This is a genomic window from Microbacterium caowuchunii (assembly GCF_008727755.1).
In the GTDB taxonomy this organism is placed as follows: Bacteria; Actinomycetota; Actinomycetes; order Actinomycetales; family Microbacteriaceae; genus Microbacterium; species Microbacterium caowuchunii.
The window spans coordinates 2,428,531-2,446,692 of record NZ_CP044231.1 but is presented as its reverse complement, the minus strand read 5'-3'; the positions used below and the strand labels follow the sequence as shown (position 1 = coordinate 2,446,692).

Annotated in this window: 16 protein-coding genes and 1 riboswitch; of the genes, 4 read left to right on the top strand and 12 right to left on the bottom strand. The window is 71.4% G+C overall.

Annotation, left to right across the window (positions count from 1 at the left end):
- Positions 1-166: 166 nt before the first annotated feature.
- From F6J84_RS11705 to F6J84_RS11680, 6 genes are all read right to left on the bottom strand, one after another.
- Positions 167-520 carry a Fe-S protein gene (locus F6J84_RS11705; protein WP_150973950.1) on the bottom strand — a complete coding sequence of 118 codons (354 nt, stop codon included), beginning with the start codon at positions 518-520 and terminating at the stop codon, positions 167-169.
- Positions 521-664: 144 nt separating this feature from the next.
- Entirely contained in the window at positions 665-1,138 is a 474-nt protein-coding gene (ribH, locus tag F6J84_RS11700) for a 6,7-dimethyl-8-ribityllumazine synthase (protein ID WP_150973948.1), read from the bottom strand.
- Positions 1,135-2,409 carry a GTP cyclohydrolase II gene (ribA, locus tag F6J84_RS11695; protein ID WP_150973946.1) on the bottom strand — a complete coding sequence of 425 codons (1,275 nt, stop codon included), beginning with the start codon at positions 2,407-2,409 and terminating at the stop codon, positions 1,135-1,137. The genes ribH and ribA overlap by 4 nt, the downstream gene beginning before the upstream one ends.
- Positions 2,406-3,065, bottom strand: coding sequence for a riboflavin synthase (locus tag F6J84_RS11690; protein WP_150973944.1), 660 nt, complete (start codon positions 3,063-3,065; stop codon positions 2,406-2,408). The genes ribA and F6J84_RS11690 overlap by 4 nt, the downstream gene beginning before the upstream one ends.
- Positions 3,065-4,102, bottom strand: a complete 1,038-nt coding sequence (gene ribD / locus F6J84_RS11685) for a bifunctional diaminohydroxyphosphoribosylaminopyrimidine deaminase/5-amino-6-(5-phosphoribosylamino)uracil reductase RibD (RefSeq protein WP_150973942.1) — start codon at positions 4,100-4,102, stop codon at positions 3,065-3,067. The genes F6J84_RS11690 and ribD overlap by 1 nt, the downstream gene beginning before the upstream one ends.
- 59 nt (positions 4,103-4,161) lie before the next feature.
- A riboswitch (FMN riboswitch) is annotated at positions 4,162-4,316 on the bottom strand.
- A 63-nt stretch (positions 4,317-4,379) separates the two neighbouring features.
- Positions 4,380-5,378, bottom strand: coding sequence for a sugar-binding transcriptional regulator (locus tag F6J84_RS11680; protein WP_150973940.1), 999 nt, complete (start codon positions 5,376-5,378; stop codon positions 4,380-4,382).
- A 98-nt stretch (positions 5,379-5,476) separates the two neighbouring features.
- Here F6J84_RS11680 and F6J84_RS11675 point away from each other — a divergent pair, with 98 nt between their 5' ends.
- Entirely contained in the window at positions 5,477-7,252 is a 1,776-nt protein-coding gene (locus F6J84_RS11675; protein ID WP_150973938.1) for a glycerol-3-phosphate dehydrogenase/oxidase, read from the top strand.
- A gap of 158 nt (positions 7,253-7,410) precedes the next feature.
- Positions 7,411-8,952, top strand: a complete 1,542-nt coding sequence (gene glpK / locus F6J84_RS11670) for a glycerol kinase GlpK (RefSeq protein WP_191905656.1) — start codon at positions 7,411-7,413, stop codon at positions 8,950-8,952.
- On the opposite strand, the gene F6J84_RS11665 is transcribed toward glpK, so the two are convergent.
- The 3 genes from F6J84_RS11665 to F6J84_RS11655 all read right to left on the bottom strand — a co-directional run bounded on the left by F6J84_RS11665 (position 8,945) and on the right by F6J84_RS11655 (position 11,892).
- Positions 8,945-9,817, bottom strand: a complete 873-nt coding sequence (locus F6J84_RS11665; RefSeq protein ID WP_150973936.1) for an Fpg/Nei family DNA glycosylase — start codon at positions 9,815-9,817, stop codon at positions 8,945-8,947. The two genes, glpK and F6J84_RS11665, sit on opposite strands and share 8 nt — an antisense overlap.
- 140 nt (positions 9,818-9,957) lie before the next feature.
- Positions 9,958-10,530 (bottom strand): GNAT family N-acetyltransferase, encoded by a 573-nt coding sequence (locus F6J84_RS11660; protein WP_150973934.1) that lies wholly within the window; start codon positions 10,528-10,530, stop codon positions 9,958-9,960.
- Between the two features lie 99 nt (positions 10,531-10,629).
- Positions 10,630-11,892: an alpha-hydroxy acid oxidase gene (locus F6J84_RS11655; RefSeq protein ID WP_150973932.1), complete on the bottom strand. Its 1,263-nt coding sequence runs from the start codon at positions 11,890-11,892 to the stop codon at positions 10,630-10,632.
- Between the two features lie 131 nt (positions 11,893-12,023).
- Between F6J84_RS11655 and F6J84_RS11650 the strand changes: the two genes are divergently transcribed.
- Positions 12,024-12,758, top strand: coding sequence for a FadR/GntR family transcriptional regulator (locus F6J84_RS11650; RefSeq protein ID WP_238702478.1), 735 nt, complete (start codon positions 12,024-12,026; stop codon positions 12,756-12,758).
- A 650-nt stretch (positions 12,759-13,408) separates the two neighbouring features.
- Positions 13,409-14,263 carry a type IV toxin-antitoxin system AbiEi family antitoxin domain-containing protein gene (locus F6J84_RS11645; protein WP_150973930.1) on the top strand — a complete coding sequence of 285 codons (855 nt, stop codon included), beginning with the start codon at positions 13,409-13,411 and terminating at the stop codon, positions 14,261-14,263.
- A 662-nt stretch (positions 14,264-14,925) separates the two neighbouring features.
- On the opposite strand, the gene trpS is transcribed toward F6J84_RS11645, so the two are convergent.
- From trpS to F6J84_RS11630, 3 genes are all read right to left on the bottom strand, one after another.
- On the bottom strand, positions 14,926-15,930 hold the full coding sequence (gene trpS, locus F6J84_RS11640) for a tryptophan--tRNA ligase (protein ID WP_150973928.1): 1,005 nt from the start codon (positions 15,928-15,930) through the stop codon (positions 14,926-14,928).
- 56 nt (positions 15,931-15,986) lie between these two features.
- Positions 15,987-16,835, bottom strand: coding sequence for an exodeoxyribonuclease III (locus F6J84_RS11635; RefSeq protein ID WP_150973926.1), 849 nt, complete (start codon positions 16,833-16,835; stop codon positions 15,987-15,989).
- Between the two features lie 88 nt (positions 16,836-16,923).
- Positions 16,924-18,147 (bottom strand): YihY/virulence factor BrkB family protein, encoded by a 1,224-nt coding sequence (locus tag F6J84_RS11630; RefSeq protein WP_238702476.1) that lies wholly within the window; start codon positions 18,145-18,147, stop codon positions 16,924-16,926.
- Positions 18,148-18,162: the final 15 nt, after the last annotated feature.

Here is an 18,162-nt window from a genome sequence, read left to right as displayed (position 1 = left end):
GCGGCGGGCGTCACGTCCTTGGATCACCGGAGCGCGCCGGCGTTGATCGGCGGCGCGCAGGGGAAAAGTCTACGCCTGCGCGCGCAATGGCCTGGTCAGAGCTGTGGATGAGACGCGGAACGCCGCACGACCGGTGGGGTCGCGCGGCGTTCTCGAGCGAGGGGCGTCAGCGCCAGATGACGGCGAGTCCCGCGTTCAGCAGGGTCAGGACGCCGACGGCCCAGAACAGTGCGGGCGGCAGCGATCCGGTGCGCTTCTGGCGGCCGCCGCCGATACCGAGCAGGGCGCCGATGACGAGCAGGACGACCAGCTTGACCGTGATCTTCACATAGTTGAGCTCGTACTCGATGCCCCACGGAGCGGCGAGGGCGAAGCCCGTGAGCGCGGCGATGGTCATGCCGACGCTCATCAGGCGGGTGAAGCGGATGCGGCGCGCCACCGCCTCGACGAGCCAGGCGCCGAAGAGCACGGCGAAGCCGATGAGGTGGATGTATACGACGATGTCGCGCAGGGTCTCCATGCCGCCCAGCATACCTTGCGCCTTACTGAAGGTTCCGGCCTTCGGGCGTTCCCTTCCCGCGAGACTGCATAGGCGCTACGAGACGGACGTTCTCACGCGCTGTCTCGTGCCTCCTATGCAGTCTCGCGGGAGGGCAGTTCCTCGTCAGCCGCGGAGAGCGCGGAGGGTCAGCGCGGTGCGGAGTGCTGCATCCGCCGCCTCGGCGCCCTTGTCCTCCCGCGACCCGTCGAAACCGGCGCGGTCGATGCCCTGCTGTTCGTCGTCGAGCGTCAGCACACCGAAGCCCACCGGCTTGCCCGTGTCGAGGGCGACGCGGGTCAGCCCGTCCGTCGCGGCGGCCGAGACGAACTCGAAGTGCGGGGTGCCGCCGCGGATGATCACGCCGAGCGCGATCACCGCATCCGCCCCGGCCTCGAGGGCCGTCTTCGCCGTCACCGGCAGCTCGAAGGAGCCCGCGACGCGCACGACGGTGTAGTCGGCGCCGGATGCGGTGAGCACCCGCTCGGCTCCGGAGATAAGGCCTTCGGTGATGACCTCATGCCAGGTGCCGGCGACGACCACGACACGGAGGCCCGTGGCGTCGACGATCTCGGTCTTGGGTGCGCCGTGTCCGCTCATTGGCCGGTGGCCTCCTTCATCTGTGCGAGTGCGTCGGAAAGATCCGCGTCCGCGATCACGTGACCCATCCGGTCGCGCTTCGTGGCGAGGTACTGGTGGTTGTTGGGACCGATGCCCACCAGCAGCGGCACCTGCTCGACCACGTCGAGCCCGAGTGCGCGCAGTTGCGACGTCTTGTCGGTGTTGTTGGTGAGCAGGCGGACCCGCTCCACGCCGAGATCGGCCAGGATGCCGGCCGCCGCGGCGTAGTCCCGTGCGTCCGCGGGGAGGCCGAGGGCCAGGTTCGCGTCGACGGTGTCGAGCCCGCGCTCCTGCAGGTTGTACGCGCGCAGCTTGTTGATCAGGCCGATGCCGCGTCCTTCATGACCGCGCATGTACACGACCACGCCGCCGTCCTTCGCGATGCGGTCGAGCGCCGCGTTCAGCTGCGGCCCGCACTCGCACTTGGTCGACCCGAAGGCCTCACCGGTCAGGCACTCGGAGTGCACGCGCACGAGCGGCGCATCCTCGAGGTCGCCGGAGACGATCGCCACGTGATCGGTCCCGGTGACCCGGTCCTTGTACGCCAGGATCCGGAAATCGCCGTGCGTGGTGGGCACGGCGGCTTCGGCGCGCAGACTCACCCGGCGGCGGTGCGGAGGGTGCGCGAGGGTTTCGCGGGGCTCGGTCTCATCGAGGTGCGCGATCAGCTGCTCGATCGTGATGACGGGGATGCCGTCGCGTGCGCCGAGCTCCATGAGCCCCGGCAGGCGCATCATGCTGCCGTCCTCCGCCACGATCTCCGCAATCGCGCCGACCGGTTCGAGGCCGGCGAGTCGCATCAGGTCCACGGCCGCCTCGGTGTGGCCGCTGCGTTCCCGGACCCCGCCGTCGACCGCGCGCAGGGGAAGCACGTGCCCCGGCCGGATCAGGCTCGTCGGGACGGCCGTGGGGTCGGCCAGGACGTTCAGGGTGTGTGCGCGGTCCGCGGCGCTGATGCCGGTCGTCACACCCGAGGCCGCGTCCACGCTGACCGTGTAGGCGGTTCCGCGCGCGTCCTGGTTGACCTCCACCATGGGGGGCAGATCGAGCCGGTCCGCCCAGTCGGCGGGCATGGGGGCGCAGATGAAACCGCTGGAGTGGCGCACCGTCCACGCGATCCACTGCGGGGTCGCGAGCTGGGCGGAGATGATGACATCGCCCTCGTTCTCCCGGTTCTCATCGTCGGCGACGATGACAGGCTTGCCTGCGCGGAGCGCCTCGAGGGCCTCGGTGATGGGGGAAAGGCTCATCGGGAGCCTCCTTCGTTCGGGATGGGGGCGGCAGTGGCGATGGCCGCTGCCTCGGGGAAAGCCAGAAGGCGCCGGACGTGGCGCGCGAGGATGTCGGTCTCGAGGTTGACGCGATCGCCCACCGCACGCGCGCCGAGGGTCGTGGCCGCGAGCGTCTCCGGGATGAGGGACACCTCGAACCACTGCTCGTCGGCATCCGCCGCGCTGACGGAGCTGACCGTGAGGGAGACCCCGTCGACGGCGATCGATCCCTTGTCCACGACGAGGGGGGCGATGTCCTCGCCGAGCGAGATGCGCAGCACCTGCCATTGGTCGCCGGGGCGGACCTCACGCACGACGCCGGTGCCGTCGATGTGTCCCTGCACGATGTGCCCGCCGAGGCGACCGTGCGCGGCCATCGCCCGTTCCACGTTGACCGCGGAACCGTCGGCGATTCCGTCGAGGGTCGACATCTCGAGCGTCTGGCGCATGACGTCCGCCGTGAACCAGTCCTCGCCGCGGTCGACCACGGTGAGGCAGACACCCGAGATGGAGATGGAGTCGCCGTGACCGGCGTCGGATACGGCCAGCGGGGCTCGGACGGTGAGGCGGATGCCGTCACCCGACGGTGCGACACCGCTCACGGTGCCGATCTCCTCGACGATGCCGGTGAACATCACAGGTCTCCTTGCTGTGCGGGGGATGCGGGGCGGGCGACGAGCAGGACGTCGGCGCCGAGCCGGTGGACGTCCCGGATGTCGAGACGATGCGCGTCGGCGATGGTCGGCACCGCGAGGTCGCCGACGGCGAGTCCCGGGCCGCCCAGGAGCACGGGGCCGAGATAGACGAGCAGCTCGTCGACGAGGCCCTCGCGCAGGAAGGCGCTCTGCAGGGTGGGGCCGCCCTCGACGAAGACGCGGTGCACGCCGTCGGCGCGCAGCCGTGCGAGGACGGCGCCCAGGTCGCGGGTACGGAACTGCTGCAGGGTGATCGGATGACGGCGGACGGCCGCATCCGCGGGGATCTCCGCCGAACCGATCACCACCGGCCGGGGCTGATGGGCCAGCAGCGACCCGTCCGCCGCACGTGCGGTGAGGGCGGGGTCGTCGGCGAGCACGGTGCCGGTGCCGGCCACGATCGCATCGGCCTGCGCACGGCGCTCGTGCACGTCGGCGCGGGCGTCGGGTCCCGTGATCCACTGGCTGGTGCCGTCCGCGGCCGCGGCGCGGCCGTCGATGCTCTGCGCCCATTTCAGCGTGACGTGCGGCCGGCCCAGGCGCTGCACGGTCGTCCAGGAGCGGAGCAGGTCGCGTGCCTCGTCGGCGAGCACTCCGGGCTCCACCGAGACCCCCGCCGAGCGGAGTCGGTCGGCGCCACCGCGGGCGACCGGCGTGGGATCGGGGAGGGCGTAGACCACCCGGGCCACGCCCGCGTCGATGAGCGCAGCCGCGCACGGACCCGTGCGCCCGGTGTGGTTGCACGGCTCCAGCGTCACGACGGCGGTCGCGCCGTGCGCCGCTCCCGGCGTCAGCTTCGAGAGCGCGTCGACCTCCGCGTGCGCGGTCCCGGCCCCGTGGTGCCATCCCTCCGCGAGGATGTCGCCGCTCGGGCTCAGCAGGATCGCGCCCACCTGGGGGTTCACGCCGCGCGGGCCGCGGGCGGCGAGTTCGAGCGCGCGTGCCATGGCACGTCGCTCCGTTTCGCTCACCGTCATCGCTTCTCCCCTCGGGCGGTTCCGGGGGAGGGGGCAGGGCGGTACGACGTCGTCGAACGCGCGTGCTGCCTCCCATCCGGACTCGCGACATCGAGATGTCGCATCACCGTCGGTCCCGGAATTCCACCGGATCGGCATCCCCCGTCCTCTCGGACCGGGAACGCTCGCGGACTGTCACCGCCGGTTCGGATTCACACCGACCCCGGAGCACGTTTCTGTGGGAAGTCTAGCGAATCGCGGGGGTGCTCGGCGCGCTCCCGCCGGCGGCGCACCGGACTCACCGTATGCCGGTGTCGACCGCCCGCGGGGCCGCGCTCCCATCCCCGTCGGCGAGTGCGCGTGCCGACGGCTCGTCGATCACGAGGTCCGTCACGAGGCCGGCGGCGAGGGCGCCCCGCACGCTCGCGAGCTTGCCTTCGCCGGAGACGATGCAGATCCGCCGCGGCACCCGGGCGAGATCGGCCAGGGCGGGACCCGACGCCCTGGCGTTGAGCGCGATGTCGGCGCTGGAGCCGTCGGCGCGGTAGAAGACCGTCGCGACGTCGCCGACGACGTGTTCGCGCTCGAGCTCGCGCAGGTCGGCCTCCTCCAGGTAGCCGCCGGCGTAGACATGGCTGGGCACGGATGAGCCGCTGGCGCCCACGCTGAAGACGACGGCATCCATCCCCGTCTGCGCGTCGAGGATGCGACGCATGCTGCGTTCACGCCACAGTGCGGTCTTCGTGGCGGGGTCGTCGAAGAACGCGGGCACGGGGAACTGCTGCACCTGCGCGGTGAAGGCGCGCCCGAACCTGCGCAGGATGTCGCTCGCGTACCCGAGTCCCGTGGTGCGTGTGTTGCCGGAGCCGTTGACCTGCACGAAGCGCGTACCCGTCGTGGGCCGGGGGACGAGCAGCCTGCTCACGGCGGCGAGCGTGGAACCCCAGGCGATGCCCACCGTCATGTGCGACCCGATGTGCGAGCCGACCACCTCGGCGGCGGTGGCCGCGACGATGTCGAGCCTCTCCACATCCGTGGCGTCCTCGCGGACCGGGGCGGTGTGGACGGTGATGCCGTGGCGGGCGCCGAGTTCTGCGGCCAGCACGCGCGGCGCGTCCAGTCGCGAGCGGATGCGGATCTCCACCAGTCCCTGTGCCCGGGCGCGGGACAGCAGCCGGGATACGGTCGATCGGGAGACGCCGAGTCGCGCGGCGATGGACTCCATGGTCTCGTCGTGCAGGTAGTGCGCCGTCGCTGCGGCGAGCATCAGGTCGTCGCGCGCTCGGTCGGCCGTCATCCCGCCAGTGTGCACGTTCGTGCAGGCGCATTGCAACGATGTGTCTCCCGGGCGACGATGGGGAAGGCGCATGCCCGAGCGCGCCCGGAGGGAACCCCATGCAGACCGAGCGCAGCGCACGAACGGTATGGAGCGATCTGGTGGATCGGCCGCACGCCGACGTGCTGGTCATCGGCGGGGGCATCAACGGCCTCGCCACGTTCCGGGACCTCGCGATGCAGGGTGTCGACGTGGCGCTCGTGGAGCGGGACGACTTCGTCGCCGGTGCGTCCGCCGCGAGCTCGCACATGATCCACGGCGGGATCCGCTACCTCGAGAACGGCGAGTTCCGGCTCGTGCACGAAGCGGTGGTCGAGCGCAACGGACTCTTGCGGATCGCGCCGCACTACGTGCGTCCGCTGCAGACGTCGATCCCCATCTTCTCGACGTTCTCCGGCATCCTCGCCGCCCCCCTGCGGTTCCTGCGGCACGGCGCCGGGGCTCCGCGGGAACGCGGAGCGGTGCTGATCAAGATCGGACTGGAGATCTACGACTCCTTCTCCCGCGGCGGCGGCCGGGTGCCCCGGCACGCGTTCCACGGGCGCCGCCGGTCGCGGGAGCTGCTCCCCGCGCTCAACCCCGGCGTGAAGTACACCGCGACCTACTGGGACGCCTCGCTGCTCGACCCCGAACGGCTGGCGCTGGACGTCCTGCACGACGCCCTCGAGGGCAGCGCCGGGCGGGCCCGCGCGGCGAACTACGTGTCCGCGGTCGGCAGCAGGTCGGGAGCGATCGTGCTCGAGGATGCGGAGACCGGGGAGCAGGTGGAGTTCACCGCATCCGTCGTCGTGAACGCGTCGGGGCCGTGGACGGACCTCACCAACGAGGCGCTCGGCGACGGCACGCGGTACCTGGGCGGGACGAAGGGGTCGCACATCGTGCTGGACCACCCGGAGCTGCTCGCGGCGACCGGAGGCCGGGAGATCTTCTTCGAGAACAGTGACGGCCGGATCGTGCTGATCTACCCCCTGAAGGGCCGCGTGCTGGTGGGGACGACGGATCTCGAGCACGACATGCGCGAGGAGATCGTGTGCACCGAGGCAGAGGTGGACTACTTCTTCGACCTCGTCCGGCACGTCTTCCCCGGCATCCCGGTCTCCCGCGATCACATCGTGTACCGCTTCGCCGGCGTGCGACCCCTCCCCGGGCACGGTGACATCGCGCCCGGCTTCGTCTCGCGCGACTACCGGATCGAGAGTGCCCCGCTGCCCGGATCGGACGGCCGGGTCACCGTGCTGAGCCTGGTCGGCGGTAAATGGACGACGTTCCGGGCGCTCGCTGCGCGGCTCGCCGACCGGACCCTGGAATCGCTCGGGGCGACGCGTCGCCAGAGCACGGCGGGCGTCCCCATCGGTGGGGGCCGGGGATACCCGACCTCCGAGCGCCAGCGGGCGCGTTGGCTGGACGAGCACGCGCGCGGACTGTCCCGCGCCCGGGCGGCGGAACTGCTCGGCCGCTACGGCACGCGGGCGGTCGAGGTGATCGACGCGATCACCCGGGACCCGTCCGACGCGCCGCTGCGGACCGCTGCGGCGTACTCCACCGCGGAGCTCCGGCATCTGGCCGGCACCGAGCACGTCGTGCACCTCGCCGATCTGCTCATGCGACGGACCTCGCTGGCCTTCACCGGCGGCGCCGTGGACGCGGCCGAGGAGGTCGCCCGTACCGTGGCCGACGTGCTCGACTGGGACGAGCCGAGGATCGCGCACGAGGTCGCCGCGGGCATCGCCGCCGTCCGGCGCGCGGAGCCGGACGGCGCCGTCGCGGACGCCGGAGCGCGCGGGACGACGGTGGGCGGGGCCGCACCGGAGGCCGCGGCGAGCGGACGCGGCTGACGAGCTCGCATCCCGGGGCCAGCGGACGCGGCTGACGAGCTCGCATCCCGGGGCCACCCGGCGGCCGCCCGGGTCGTCCCGTGCCGATGCCGGCACGTCCCGGACGGCATAATCGAGCAGGGGCGACGAACGAACGCGCCCGGGAAGGAACCGGCGACGTGGCCGAGCATGTGATCGCCCTGGATCAGGGCACGACGTCGACGCGCGCGATCGTCTTCGACGCCGGCGGACGGATCGTCGCCAGCGCGGCGCGCGAGCACGCGCAGATCTTCCCGCGGGCGGGATGGGTCGAGCACGATGCCGCGGAGATCTGGACGGCGGCCCAGGACGTGCTCGAACGCGCCCTCGCCGACAGCGGTCTGGACGCCTCGGCGATCGCCGCCCTCGGCATCACGAACCAGCGGGAGACCGCCGTCGTCTGGGACCGGCGCACCGGGCGGCCGGTGCACAACGCCATCGTCTGGCAGGACACGCGCACGCAGCCCGCCATCGACCGCCTCGCCGGGGAGCACGCGGACTACAACCGTTTCGCCGACCTGACCGGGCTTCCCCTGGCGACCTACTTCTCCGCGTCGAAGATCGCCTGGATCCTCGATCACGTGCCCGGGGCGCGCGCCGACGCGGAAGCCGGTCACCTGCTGTTCGGGACACCTGACACCTGGCTCGTATGGAACCTCACCGGCGGCGAACGCCACATCACCGACGTCACCAACGCCAGCCGCACGCTCCTGATGGACCTCGCCGCGCTGGAGTGGTCGGATCGGATGCTCGAGGTCTTCGGCATCCCGCGGGCGATGCTGCCGGAGATCGTGTCCTCCTCCGCGGTCGTGGCGGACATCACCACCTTCGCCCCGCTGCGCGGCACGCCGATCGCCGGCATCCTCGGCGACCAGCAGGCCGCGACCTTCGGACAGGCGGCGTTCCGGCCCGGCGAGTCCAAGAACACCTACGGCACCGGGAACTTCCTGCTCGTCGGCACGGGCGAGCGCATCGTGCGCTCGCCGCACGGACTGATCACCACGGTCGGCTACCGCATCGGCGACGAACCGGCGCATTACGCCGTCGAAGGATCCATCGCGGTGACCGGTTCGCTCGTCCAGTGGCTGCGGGACAACCTCGGGATGATCGCCGAATCGGACGAGGTCGGCCCCCTCGCCGCCTCGGTGCCGGACAACGGCGGTGCGTACTTCGTGCCCGCGTTCTCGGGGCTCTTCGCGCCGTACTGGCGTCCCGACGCCCGCGGCGCGCTCGTCGGACTCACGCGGTACGTCAACCGCGGCCACATCGCCCGGGCGGTGCTGGAGGCGACCGCGTTCCAGACCCTCGACGTCATCGACGCGGTGGTCGCCGACACCGGAACTTCGCTCGGTGAGCTGCGCGTGGACGGCGGGATGACCCGGAACGGGCTGCTGATGCAGTTCCAGTCGGACATCCTCGGCATCCCGGTCGTCCGCCCGGAGGTCATCGAGACCACGGCGCTGGGAGCGGCGTACTCGGCGGGGCTCGCCACGGGGGTGTGGACGACGCTCGACGAACTGCGCGGGCACTGGCGCGAGGCGCAGCGGTGGGAGCCGCAGATGCCCGGGGAGGAGCGCGATCGCCGCATCCGGATGTGGCGCAAGGCCGTCCGGCGCTCGTTCGACTGGGTCGATGAGGACGCCCGCATCCTCATGGGGACGACGGACGAGCCCGCTACTTGAGCAAGCGCGACAGGCGGCGGTCGGCGAGGATCTTGCCGCCGGTCTGACAGGTGGCGCAGTACTCCAGGGAGTTGTCCGCGAAGAACACCGAGCGCACCTCGTCCCCGCACACCGGACAGGCCTCCCCGCGCCGGCCGTGCACCCGCATCCCTCGGCGCTTGGCGTCCTTCAGGTCGGCCGGAGGCTTGCCGGATGCCGTGGCCACTGCATCCGTCAGCGTGTCGACCGTCGCGGCGTACAGGGTGTCGATCTCGGCGTCGGTGAGGTTGGCGGCGAGTGCGTAGGGGGAGAGCCTGGCCACGTGCAGGATCTCGTCCGAGTACGCGTTGCCGATGCCCGCGATGACCGACTGGTCGCGGAGGACGCCCTTGATCTGCGTCCGCCGCCCCGCGAGCATGCCGGCCAGTGCGTCCCGCGTGAAGCCCGGGTCGAGCGGGTCGGGTCCGAGTCGCGCGATGCCGGGGACCTCGCCGGGCGAGCGCACCGCGTAGACGGCGAGGGACTTCTTGGTGCCGGCCTCGGTCAGGTCGAACCCGCTGCCGTCATCGAGCCCCACCCGGAGCGCGATCGGGGTACGCCCGGGCTTGACCGGGGTGGCCGGGACGGTGTCGTACCAGCGCAGCCAACCCGCCTTGGCGAGGTGGAAGACGAGGTGCAGGGGGTCGCCCTCGTCGCCGGTGGCGATGTCGAGGAACTTCCCGTGGCGTGCCACAGCGCGCACCACCTTTCCCCGGAGGAGGTCGATGGGCGGGTCGTACGTCTTCAGCGCGGAGATGGCGACGATCTGGGCGCGGATGATCTCCCGGCCGGGGAGTCTCGTCGCGAGGAACGCGGCCAGGCCTTCCACCTCGGGCATCTCGGGCATGCGCACATCCTGCCACGGGGCTTCCGTGGCGGCACCGGTCTTGCGCTCCACCGGGGTCCTGCGCTGGGCGCTCGGCCTGCGGGGTCTCGCGGGGTTTCGCGGGGTCGTTCTGCGTGCACCCGCTCAGCGGTGCATGGTCCTCACCCCAGCACGGGCCAGCGGACGGGGGTGCGCGGGTCGGCGGGCAGGATGCCGCCGATCCACGCGTCCGAGCGCACGCCCGAGCCGTTGCGGATCGCCTGACGCAGGGTGCCCTCGTAGCGGAAGCCGACCGAGCGCGCCCCGCGGGCGGAGGCGACGTTCCCCACGACCGCCCGCCATTCCACCCGGGCGAGATCCGGGCCCGCCGCGGAGAATCCCCAGTCCAGCACGGCGTTCGCGGCCTCGCTGAGCACCCCGTGGCCGCGGGCGCCGGGGGCGACCCAGTACCCGATCTCCGCGGCGCCGGTGCCGGCCCGATCCATCCGGTAGAGGCCCACCGTTCCCACGAGCAGGCCGTCCTGGTGGATGCCCCAGGTGAGGTGGACGCCCTCCTGCCACTGTTCGGCGACGCGGTCGATGAAGGACTCCGCATCATCCCGGGTGTAGGGCGAGGGCACGGTCGTGTAGCGCTGGATGTCCGCATCCTGGCAGGCGTCGTGGATGGCGTCGATGTCGTCCCGGGTGGGCGGGGACAGCTCCAGCCGAGCGGTGCGCAGCGTCACGGGATCCATGCCGGAAACGCTACAACTCCTGCACTCCGCCGTCCGAGCGGCGCGAGGGCCGGGAGGGGGCGGGGAGTGCAGGAGTTGTGCGTGCTGGTCTATTCGAGGTCAGGCGGAGATCTGCGCGCCGGAGGTCGCGCGCGGGCTGAGCCGCTGCAGCTGCGTGACGTGCGCCGGGGTGAGCTCTGCCAGTTCCTTCACCTGCAGGAGCTTCATGGTGCGCTCCACCTGCTCGGTGAGGATCGCGATCGTGCGGTCGACGCCGGCACGGCCACCGGCCATGAGCCCGTACAGGTAGGCGCGCCCGATGAGGGTGAACTTCGCCCCCATCGCGATCGAGGCGACGATGTCCGCGCCGTTCATGATGCCGGTGTCGATGGCGATCTCGGTGTCCCGGCCGACCTCGCGCACGACGTCCGGGAGGAGGTGGAACGGGACGGGGGCACGGTCGAGCTGGCGTCCGCCGTGGTTCGAGAGCACGATGCCGTCGACGCCGAGGTCGACGAGCTTGCGGGAGTCCTCGACGTTCTGCACGCCCTTGACGACGATCTTCCCGGGCCAGAGCGACCGGATGATGTCGAGGTCCTCGAACGATATGGACGGGTCCATGGCGGCGTCGAGCAGTTCGCCGACGGTCCCGCCCGTCGCGGAGAGCGACGCGAACTCGAGCTTCGGGGTCGTCAGGAAGTCGAACCACCACCAGGGGCGGGGGATCGCGTTGATGATCGTGCCGAGGCTCAGCTGCGGCGGGATGGAGAAGCCGTTGCGCTTGTCGCGCAGGCGTGCGCCGGCGACGGGGGTGTCGACGGTGAAGAACAGTGTGTCGAAACCGGCCTTGGCCGCGCGCTCGACCAGTCCGTACGAGATCTCGCGCTGGCGCATGACGTACAGCTGGAACCAGTTGCGTCCGTGGGGGTTGGCCGCCTTGACGTCCTCGATGGAGCTCGTCCCCAGAGTCGAGAGGGTGAAGGGGATCCCCGCCGCACCGGCCGCGCCGGCGCCCGCGATCTCGCCCTCGGTCTGCATCAGACGGGTGAAACCGGTCGGGGCGATGCCGAAGGGGAGGGCGGAGGGACCGCCGAAGATCGTGGTGGACGTGTCCACCGTGGAGACGTCGCGCAGGATCGAGGGGTGGAACTCCACGTCCTCGAAGGCCTGGCGAGCACGGCTGAGCGAGATCTCGCCGTCGGCGGCGCCATCCGTGTAGTCGAACGCCGCGGCCGGGGTGCGGCGCTTCGCGATCCGCTGGAGGTCCTCGATGGTCAGCGCCGAGGAGAGCCTGCGCCGTTTGCCGTTGAAGTCGGGCTTCTTGAACTGCATGACCTCCAGCAGTTCGGCGGGTTTGGGCAGCTGCCGGCGGATGGCGCTCATGGACTTCTTTCGATCGGAGACGAGCGCCCGACGAGCGCCGTCAGGTGGTCTGACCTCTGCAGATAGACTATGGACGCGCACCGACCGCGTCAATCCGACGCGGGAGGGGCCCGCGGCAGGAGGATGAATACGTGACCGATGTGCGAACTCCCGACTGGGCTCCCGTCGCCCGCAGCCGCGCGCACGAACTCGTGATCCAGGCCATCGAGGACCAGATCATGTCCGGCGCCCTCGTCGTGGGCGACCCGCTTCCGCCCGAACGTGAACTCGCCGCCCGGCTCGAGGTCAGCCGTGCCGGGGTGCGGGAGGCCGTGCGGGTGCTGGAGGGACAGGGTGTCCTCCGGGCCCGGGTGGGCTCCGGTGCCGAGGCCGGGACCTTCGTCGCCGCGCTTCCGGATGCCGCGCTGACGCGCTTCCTCCGCCTGCACGTCGCCCTCGCCAACTTCCCCCTCAGCGACGTGGTGGACGCACGGGTCACGCTCGAACGGTCCAGTGCCGCGTTGGCTGCACGGAACGCGGATGCCGCCGCTCTCGCGTCCATCGAGGAGGCGCTCGACCGCGGGGGAGCGCCGGGGATCTCGCCCGCCCTGTTCAACGATGCGGACACCGCGTTCCACGTGGCCATCGCCGAGGCCGGCGGCAACCGGCTCGTGTCGTCGATCACCGTCGCCATCCGCGAGTCGCTGAGCGCCCGCATCCTCCAGTCCCTGCACGCGCATCCCGACTGGACCCAGCTCGCTGCACGCCTGCATGCCCAGCACCAGGACATCTTCGCGGCCATCTCCCGGCGGGAGGCGGACGCTGCCGCCGACCTCGCCGAGCAGCACATCCGCTTCGCCGGCGCGGAGCTCCCCGCCCTCGCCTGAGCGCGACACGAGGGAGGGCGCCCTCGTGCGTGGGCCGGTTCCGTGCGGCCCGGGCCCGGCTCGGCCGCGGGACGGTGCCGTGTCGCCCGGGTTGGCGCGGCCAAGGGACGGAGCCTTCTCGCTGCCCGCGTCTGCTCGCGGGGCTGGGCTCGCCCTCGGGCCCGGGCCGGGTGGGGTTGCGGGCGTGCCCGAGGGTCGGTGCCGTCTCCCGGCGCTGGGCTCGCCCTTCGGAGCGGTGCCCCGTCGCACGGACCGAGCTCGCTTGCCAGCCGGTGCCGGTCCTCCCGAGGGGGTTCCGGCGCCGCTGCCGGGTCGGCCGCTCCGGGCGGTTGCGGGTATCGGACCGGGTTCGTTGTGTGGAGCCGCCCCGCCCCGCCCCGCCGCCGCGACGCGGAGCCGCTGACCCTCCTGGACGGACTCTCTGACCGCTGGCGGCGCGTGAGTCCGTGCACAACTCCGGCGATCGGACCACGTCCGCCGGAACCGGCACGATTCCGAGGGGATCTGCAGGAGTTGTGCCCTGTGCTCTCCGCCGGCACGGTCGAGCCGGCGCCGGGCATCCGTCCTCCCCATCCTGCGATGCAGCGGTTTCATCCCGATCCGGTGCCGACGGCATCCGTGCCCTGCGGCGCGTACCGCACGATCGCCGCATGATGGCCGCGACCGAACCTGCCGAATTCGTGACGTTCGCCGAACTCCGCGCCGCCGGGACGGGCAGGGCGGCGCTCGAGCGGATGCTGCGAGCGGGGGTGCTCGTACGGGTGCGGCGTGGAAGATACGTCTCCGGGGCGCTGTGCGACGAACTGCTCGCGGCGGGGCGGCTCGGCGGAAGGCTCGACTGCGTCTCGCTGCTGCGCCTCCTCGGAGTGTTCGTGCACGGCGCCCACGGTCTGCACCTGCAGTTCGACCGCGTCGCGAGCAGGCTGCCGCAACGTGGTGACGGTGTGCGCGCTCATTGGCGCGTCTCCGGGAGTGCGTTCGGGGACCTCTGCGTCGACATCACGGAGGCACTCGCGCAGGCGTGCCGGTGTGTAGGACCCCGCCTCGCTGTGGCGACGCTCGACAGCGCCTGGCATCTCGGTGTGGTGGACGAGTCAGGGATCGCCGAGGTGTTCGCGCGGCTACCCGTGCAATACCGCGCCGTGCGCAGGCTCCTCGACCCGCGCAGCGAGTCCGGCCCGGAGACGATCGTGCGACTGATGCTCCGTCAGCTGGGCTGTCGGGTGGAGGTTCAGGCGCGCATCCCCGGAGTCGGAAGAGTGGATCTGCTCGTCGACGGGTGGCTCATCGTGGAGTGCGACAGTCGTGCCTTCCACAGCGACTGGCAGCAGCATCGGGAGGATCGGCGGCGGGATGCGGCCGCCGCTACGCACGGGTATGTCACCATCCGTCCGATTGCCGAGGACATCCTGTTCCACCCCGAGATCGTCCGTGCGGCACTGACGGGGCTCCTGCACGGACGTTCGACGCGGCCCCGGCGCCGCGTCGTCGCCGGGGCCCGCTGACGTCGCGCGACGACCTCCGCCCGTTGGTCCTTCCACTTCCGGCACCGCACAACTCCTGCAAACCGGGCACCGTTGACCCGCCGCGACGCCCGGGCGGCGCGTTCTGCCGGAGTTGTGCGGCCGGGGTCTGACCGGGGGAGGGGTGATCTGTGTGCCGTGCCGTGTCCGGACTGGAACGGAACCCCCACGGCACCGCACGGAGCGGCCCGGGGTCGGACGCGGACACACGGCAGAACTCCTGCAGAATCGGAACCGGACGGCGCGGCCACACCCGGACGGGAGAGATCTGCCGGAGTTGTGCGGGCTGAAACGGCAGATGGTGCCCGCAGGGAGGACGAACCGGTCCGGTGGCGGGGCCGGCCGGCTTATGGGACCGGAAGGGTTGCGGAAGGCGAAGGGAGAGGCGGGCGGGCGGCAGAACTCCTGCAGAACCGTGGCCCGTACCCGCAGGGGACGTCAGCCGAGCGGGGTCTGCAGGAGTTGTGCGGTGAGGCCGGACGTGCACGAGTTGTGCGGTGAGGCCGGACGTGCACGAGTTGTGCGGTGAGGCCGGACGTGCAGGAGTTGTGCGGTGGGGCCGGACGTGCAGGTGGATGCGGTGAGGCCGGACGTGCGCGGGGAAGCCGGACGCGTCGGCGCCCAGAGAGTGCCGGACCGACGGGTCAGCGGCGGCGGAGCAGGCCGATCCGGTCGTAGACGTCGCCCAGCGTGCGCTCCGCCACGGCGGAGGCCTTCTCGGCGTTGACGGCCAGGGTACGGTCGAGCTCTGCGGGGTCGTCGAGGAGGGCCAGGGCGCGCTCGCGCACCGGACCGAACTCATTCACCACGACCTCGGCGAGGCCCTTCTTGAAGTCGCCGTAGCCGCGCCCCGCGTACTCGTCCTCGATCGCGGGGATCTGCCGGCCGGTCAGTGCGGCGTAGATGACGAGCAGGTTCGACACCCCCGGCTTCGCCTCGCGGTCGTAGCGGACCACACCCTCCGAGTCGGTCACCGCGCGCATGATCTTCTTCGCGCTCTTGGCCGGGTCGTCGAGCAGCCACAGCACACCCGCATCGGACTCCGCCGACTTCGACATCTTGGCGGTCGGGTTCTGCAGGTCGTAGATCCGCGCGGTCTCGGTCTGGATGACCGGCATCGGCACCTGGAAGGTCTGCCCGTACCGGGCGTTGAACCGCTCGGCGAGGTCACGGGTCAGTTCGACGTGCTGCTTCTGGTCGTCACCGACCGGAACGACGTCGGAATGGTAGAGCAGGATGTCGGCCGCCATCAGCACCGGGTAGGTGAACAGGCCGACGTTGGTCGCATCGGTTCCGTACCGCTTGGACTTGTCCTTGAACTGGGTCATGCGGCCGGCCTCGCCGAAGCCGGTGATCGTGGACAGGACCCAGGCGAGCTCGGCGTGCGCGGGCACGTGCGACTGGACGTAGAGGGTCGACTTCGACGGCTCGATCCCCGCGGCGATGTACTGCGCGGCGGTCCGGCGGGTCTTCGCGCGCAGCTCGGCCGGGTCGTTCGGCTGCGTCAGCGCGTGCAGGTCCACGACCGAGAAGAACGCGTCGTACGACTCCTGCAGGTCGCGCCACTGCAGCAGCGCCCCGATGTAGTTGCCGATCTGGAGGGAATCCGCCGAGGGCTGCATTCCGGAGTACAGGCGCGCTTTGCTCACGCTTCGATTCTAGGTGCGCCGGATGCGGCGGACCGCCCGCGCGTGGCGGCCCGGGGTCAGAGCCCCAGCGCGTAGTCCGCGACCACGGGGGCGTGGTCGCTCCACCGCTCCGCGTACGCGACCGCCCGGGCCACGTGGTACCCGGACACCCGCGTGGCCAGTTCCGGCGAGGCCAGGTGATAGTCGATCCGCCAGCCGGTGTCGTTGTCGAAGGCCTGACCGCGGTTCGACCACCAGGTGTACGGTCCGGGCACCTCGCCGGCGGCGCGCCGGCCGATGTCCACCCAGCCGAGACCCGTGCCGGTGGAGCCGTCGACACCGGTCACGACCGTGCCGCTCTCGCCGAGGAAGCGATCGAAGTAGGCCCGCTCCTGCGGCAGGAAGCCGGCCTTCTTCACGTTGCCCTTCCAGTTCTTGATGTCGAGCTCGCGGTGCCCGACGTTGAGGTCGCCCGTCACGAGTGCCAGAGCCCCGTCTTCCGACAGCCGGGGGAGGCGCTCGCTCATCGCGTCGAGGAAGCCGTACTTGGCGTCCTGCCGCGGCGTGCCGACCTCACCGGAGTGCACATAGGCGCTGACGACGGTGAGTCGCTCGCCGTCGACGTCGAAGTCCGCCTCGATCCAGCGTCCGCGCGAGTCGACGTCCTCGCCGCCGAGCTCGATGCGGGAGCCCGCGATCGGCAGACGGGAGGCGACGGCGACGCCGGAGCGGCCCTTGCTCAGCGACTCGTCGTGCACGATGTTCCAGCCCGGCAGCGCGTCTTCGAGGTGGGTCCGTTCAGCGCGGACCTCCTGCAGGGTCAGGATGTCGACATCGGCCCGGTCGAGCCAACCGCCCATGCCGTTGCGGACGGCGGCACGGATGCCGTTGACATTGACGGAGGCGATGCGGACGGTTCGAGGCACGTGTTTCACCCTAACCCGGGCCACAGACCGTCCGTAGCCGTAGCCGGAGCCGTAGCCGGAGCCGTAGCCGTAGCCGTAGCCGCCGCACCTAGCCGAGGAGGTCGCGTACGCGCGGTGTCGCGGCGAAGTCCGGGGCGGAGACGGCCCGTTCCAACTCGTCCTGCGCGGCACGTGCCGCGCGCCGGGCGCGGGGCCTGCGCCACCAGGGCGCCGCGGCGAGCTGCGCTTCGGCCTCGCGCAGGCGGACGTGCGCGGCGATGACCAGGGCCTGCCGCTCCATCCGCTGTCGTTCCTCATCGGTGAGTTCGACGAGCGGGAGGTCCCGGTCGGAGGTGGAGATCGCGATCCAGGCGGCCGCGACGAGCACCACGATGCCGTTGATGCGGAACCAGAGCAGGAAGCCGACGAGCACCGCGAAGGTCGCGAGGAGGGGATTGCTCGGCGTGTAGCGCAGCAGGAGGCCCGCGCCCACCTGCAGGAGCGCGAGAGCCGCGCCGCCGAGGATCGACCCCGGCAGGATCCGGCGCCACAGCAGCAGCGTGCCGGTGAGGAATCGGAACAGGAGGGCGAGCGCGGCGGTGTTGATCGCGAAGGCGACGAGGAGCGTGAGCGCGCGGAACACCGCGTTCATCCATCCCGAGTCGGCGTGCCAGCCGAACAGCGACAGGACGAGGTCCAGCGCCCAGGTGGTGATCTGCACGAGCACGGCCCCGGCGACCAGCGCGGCACCGAAGGTCACGGCCGCGACGAAGTCCCGCGCCTTCAGGATGACGACGCTCCGGCTGTCGTAGGGGAGTCCGAACGTGTCCCGCACGGCGCGGCGCGTGTAGGTGACGAAACCGATCGCCGTCCACACGATCACCACGAGCGCCACGATGCCGGTGATCGTCAGGACGCTCCCGGAGCTGTCCGCGATGTCCCGCACCTGCTCGGGCTTGACGAGGCCCTGCTCGCTGATGAGGTTCGGGATGTAGCTGTTGATGATCGTGATGAGGCGCTCCACCGCGCCGGGGTCGCCGCCCAGCCACGCGCCGACGACGGCGAAACCGAGGTAGATCGCGGCGAAGATCGTGAACAGCGCCTGATAGCTGATCCCGGCGGCGAGCAGGAATCCGTTGTGCTGGAGGAAGTGACGCCACACCCGTACCGGGAACCAGGTGAGGGTCTTCTGCGTGATCCGCGTGGCGCTCTCCAGCGGCTCGTCCAGGAGCTCGCGGAGGGTGGGGCCGGTGGTGCCACCGGCGATCGTGCCGAGGGGTCGGAGCGATGCGCCGGCCTCGCCGGACGGGGACCGGTCACGTGTGTCGCTCACCCTGCCAGAGTAGCG

Bases quoted from the DNA above. Each gene is read 5' to 3' on its own strand.
- F6J84_RS11680 (WP_150973940.1), bottom strand. From the start codon at position 5,378: ATGACGGCCGACCGAGCGCGCGACGACCTGATGCTCGCCGCAGCGACG.
- F6J84_RS11655 (WP_150973932.1), bottom strand. From the start codon at position 11,892: ATGAGCGCCATCCGCCGGCAGCTGCCCAAACCCGCCGAACTGCTGGAG.
- ribA (WP_150973946.1), bottom strand. From the start codon at position 2,409: ATGAGCCTTTCCCCCATCACCGAGGCCCTCGAGGCGCTCCGCGCAGGC.
- F6J84_RS11675 (WP_150973938.1), top strand. From the start codon at position 5,477: ATGCAGACCGAGCGCAGCGCACGAACGGTATGGAGCGATCTGGTGGAT.
- F6J84_RS11705 (WP_150973950.1), bottom strand. From the start codon at position 520: ATGGAGACCCTGCGCGACATCGTCGTATACATCCACCTCATCGGCTTC.
- F6J84_RS11645 (WP_150973930.1), top strand. From the start codon at position 13,409: ATGATGGCCGCGACCGAACCTGCCGAATTCGTGACGTTCGCCGAACTC.
- ribD (WP_150973942.1), bottom strand. From the start codon at position 4,102: ATGACGGTGAGCGAAACGGAGCGACGTGCCATGGCACGCGCGCTCGAA.
- F6J84_RS11690 (WP_150973944.1), bottom strand. From the start codon at position 3,065: ATGTTCACCGGCATCGTCGAGGAGATCGGCACCGTGAGCGGTGTCGCA.
- F6J84_RS11665 (WP_150973936.1), bottom strand. From the start codon at position 9,817: ATGCCCGAGATGCCCGAGGTGGAAGGCCTGGCCGCGTTCCTCGCGACG.
- F6J84_RS11660 (WP_150973934.1), bottom strand. From the start codon at position 10,530: ATGGATCCCGTGACGCTGCGCACCGCTCGGCTGGAGCTGTCCCCGCCC.
- ribH (WP_150973948.1), bottom strand. From the start codon at position 1,138: ATGAGCGGACACGGCGCACCCAAGACCGAGATCGTCGACGCCACGGGC.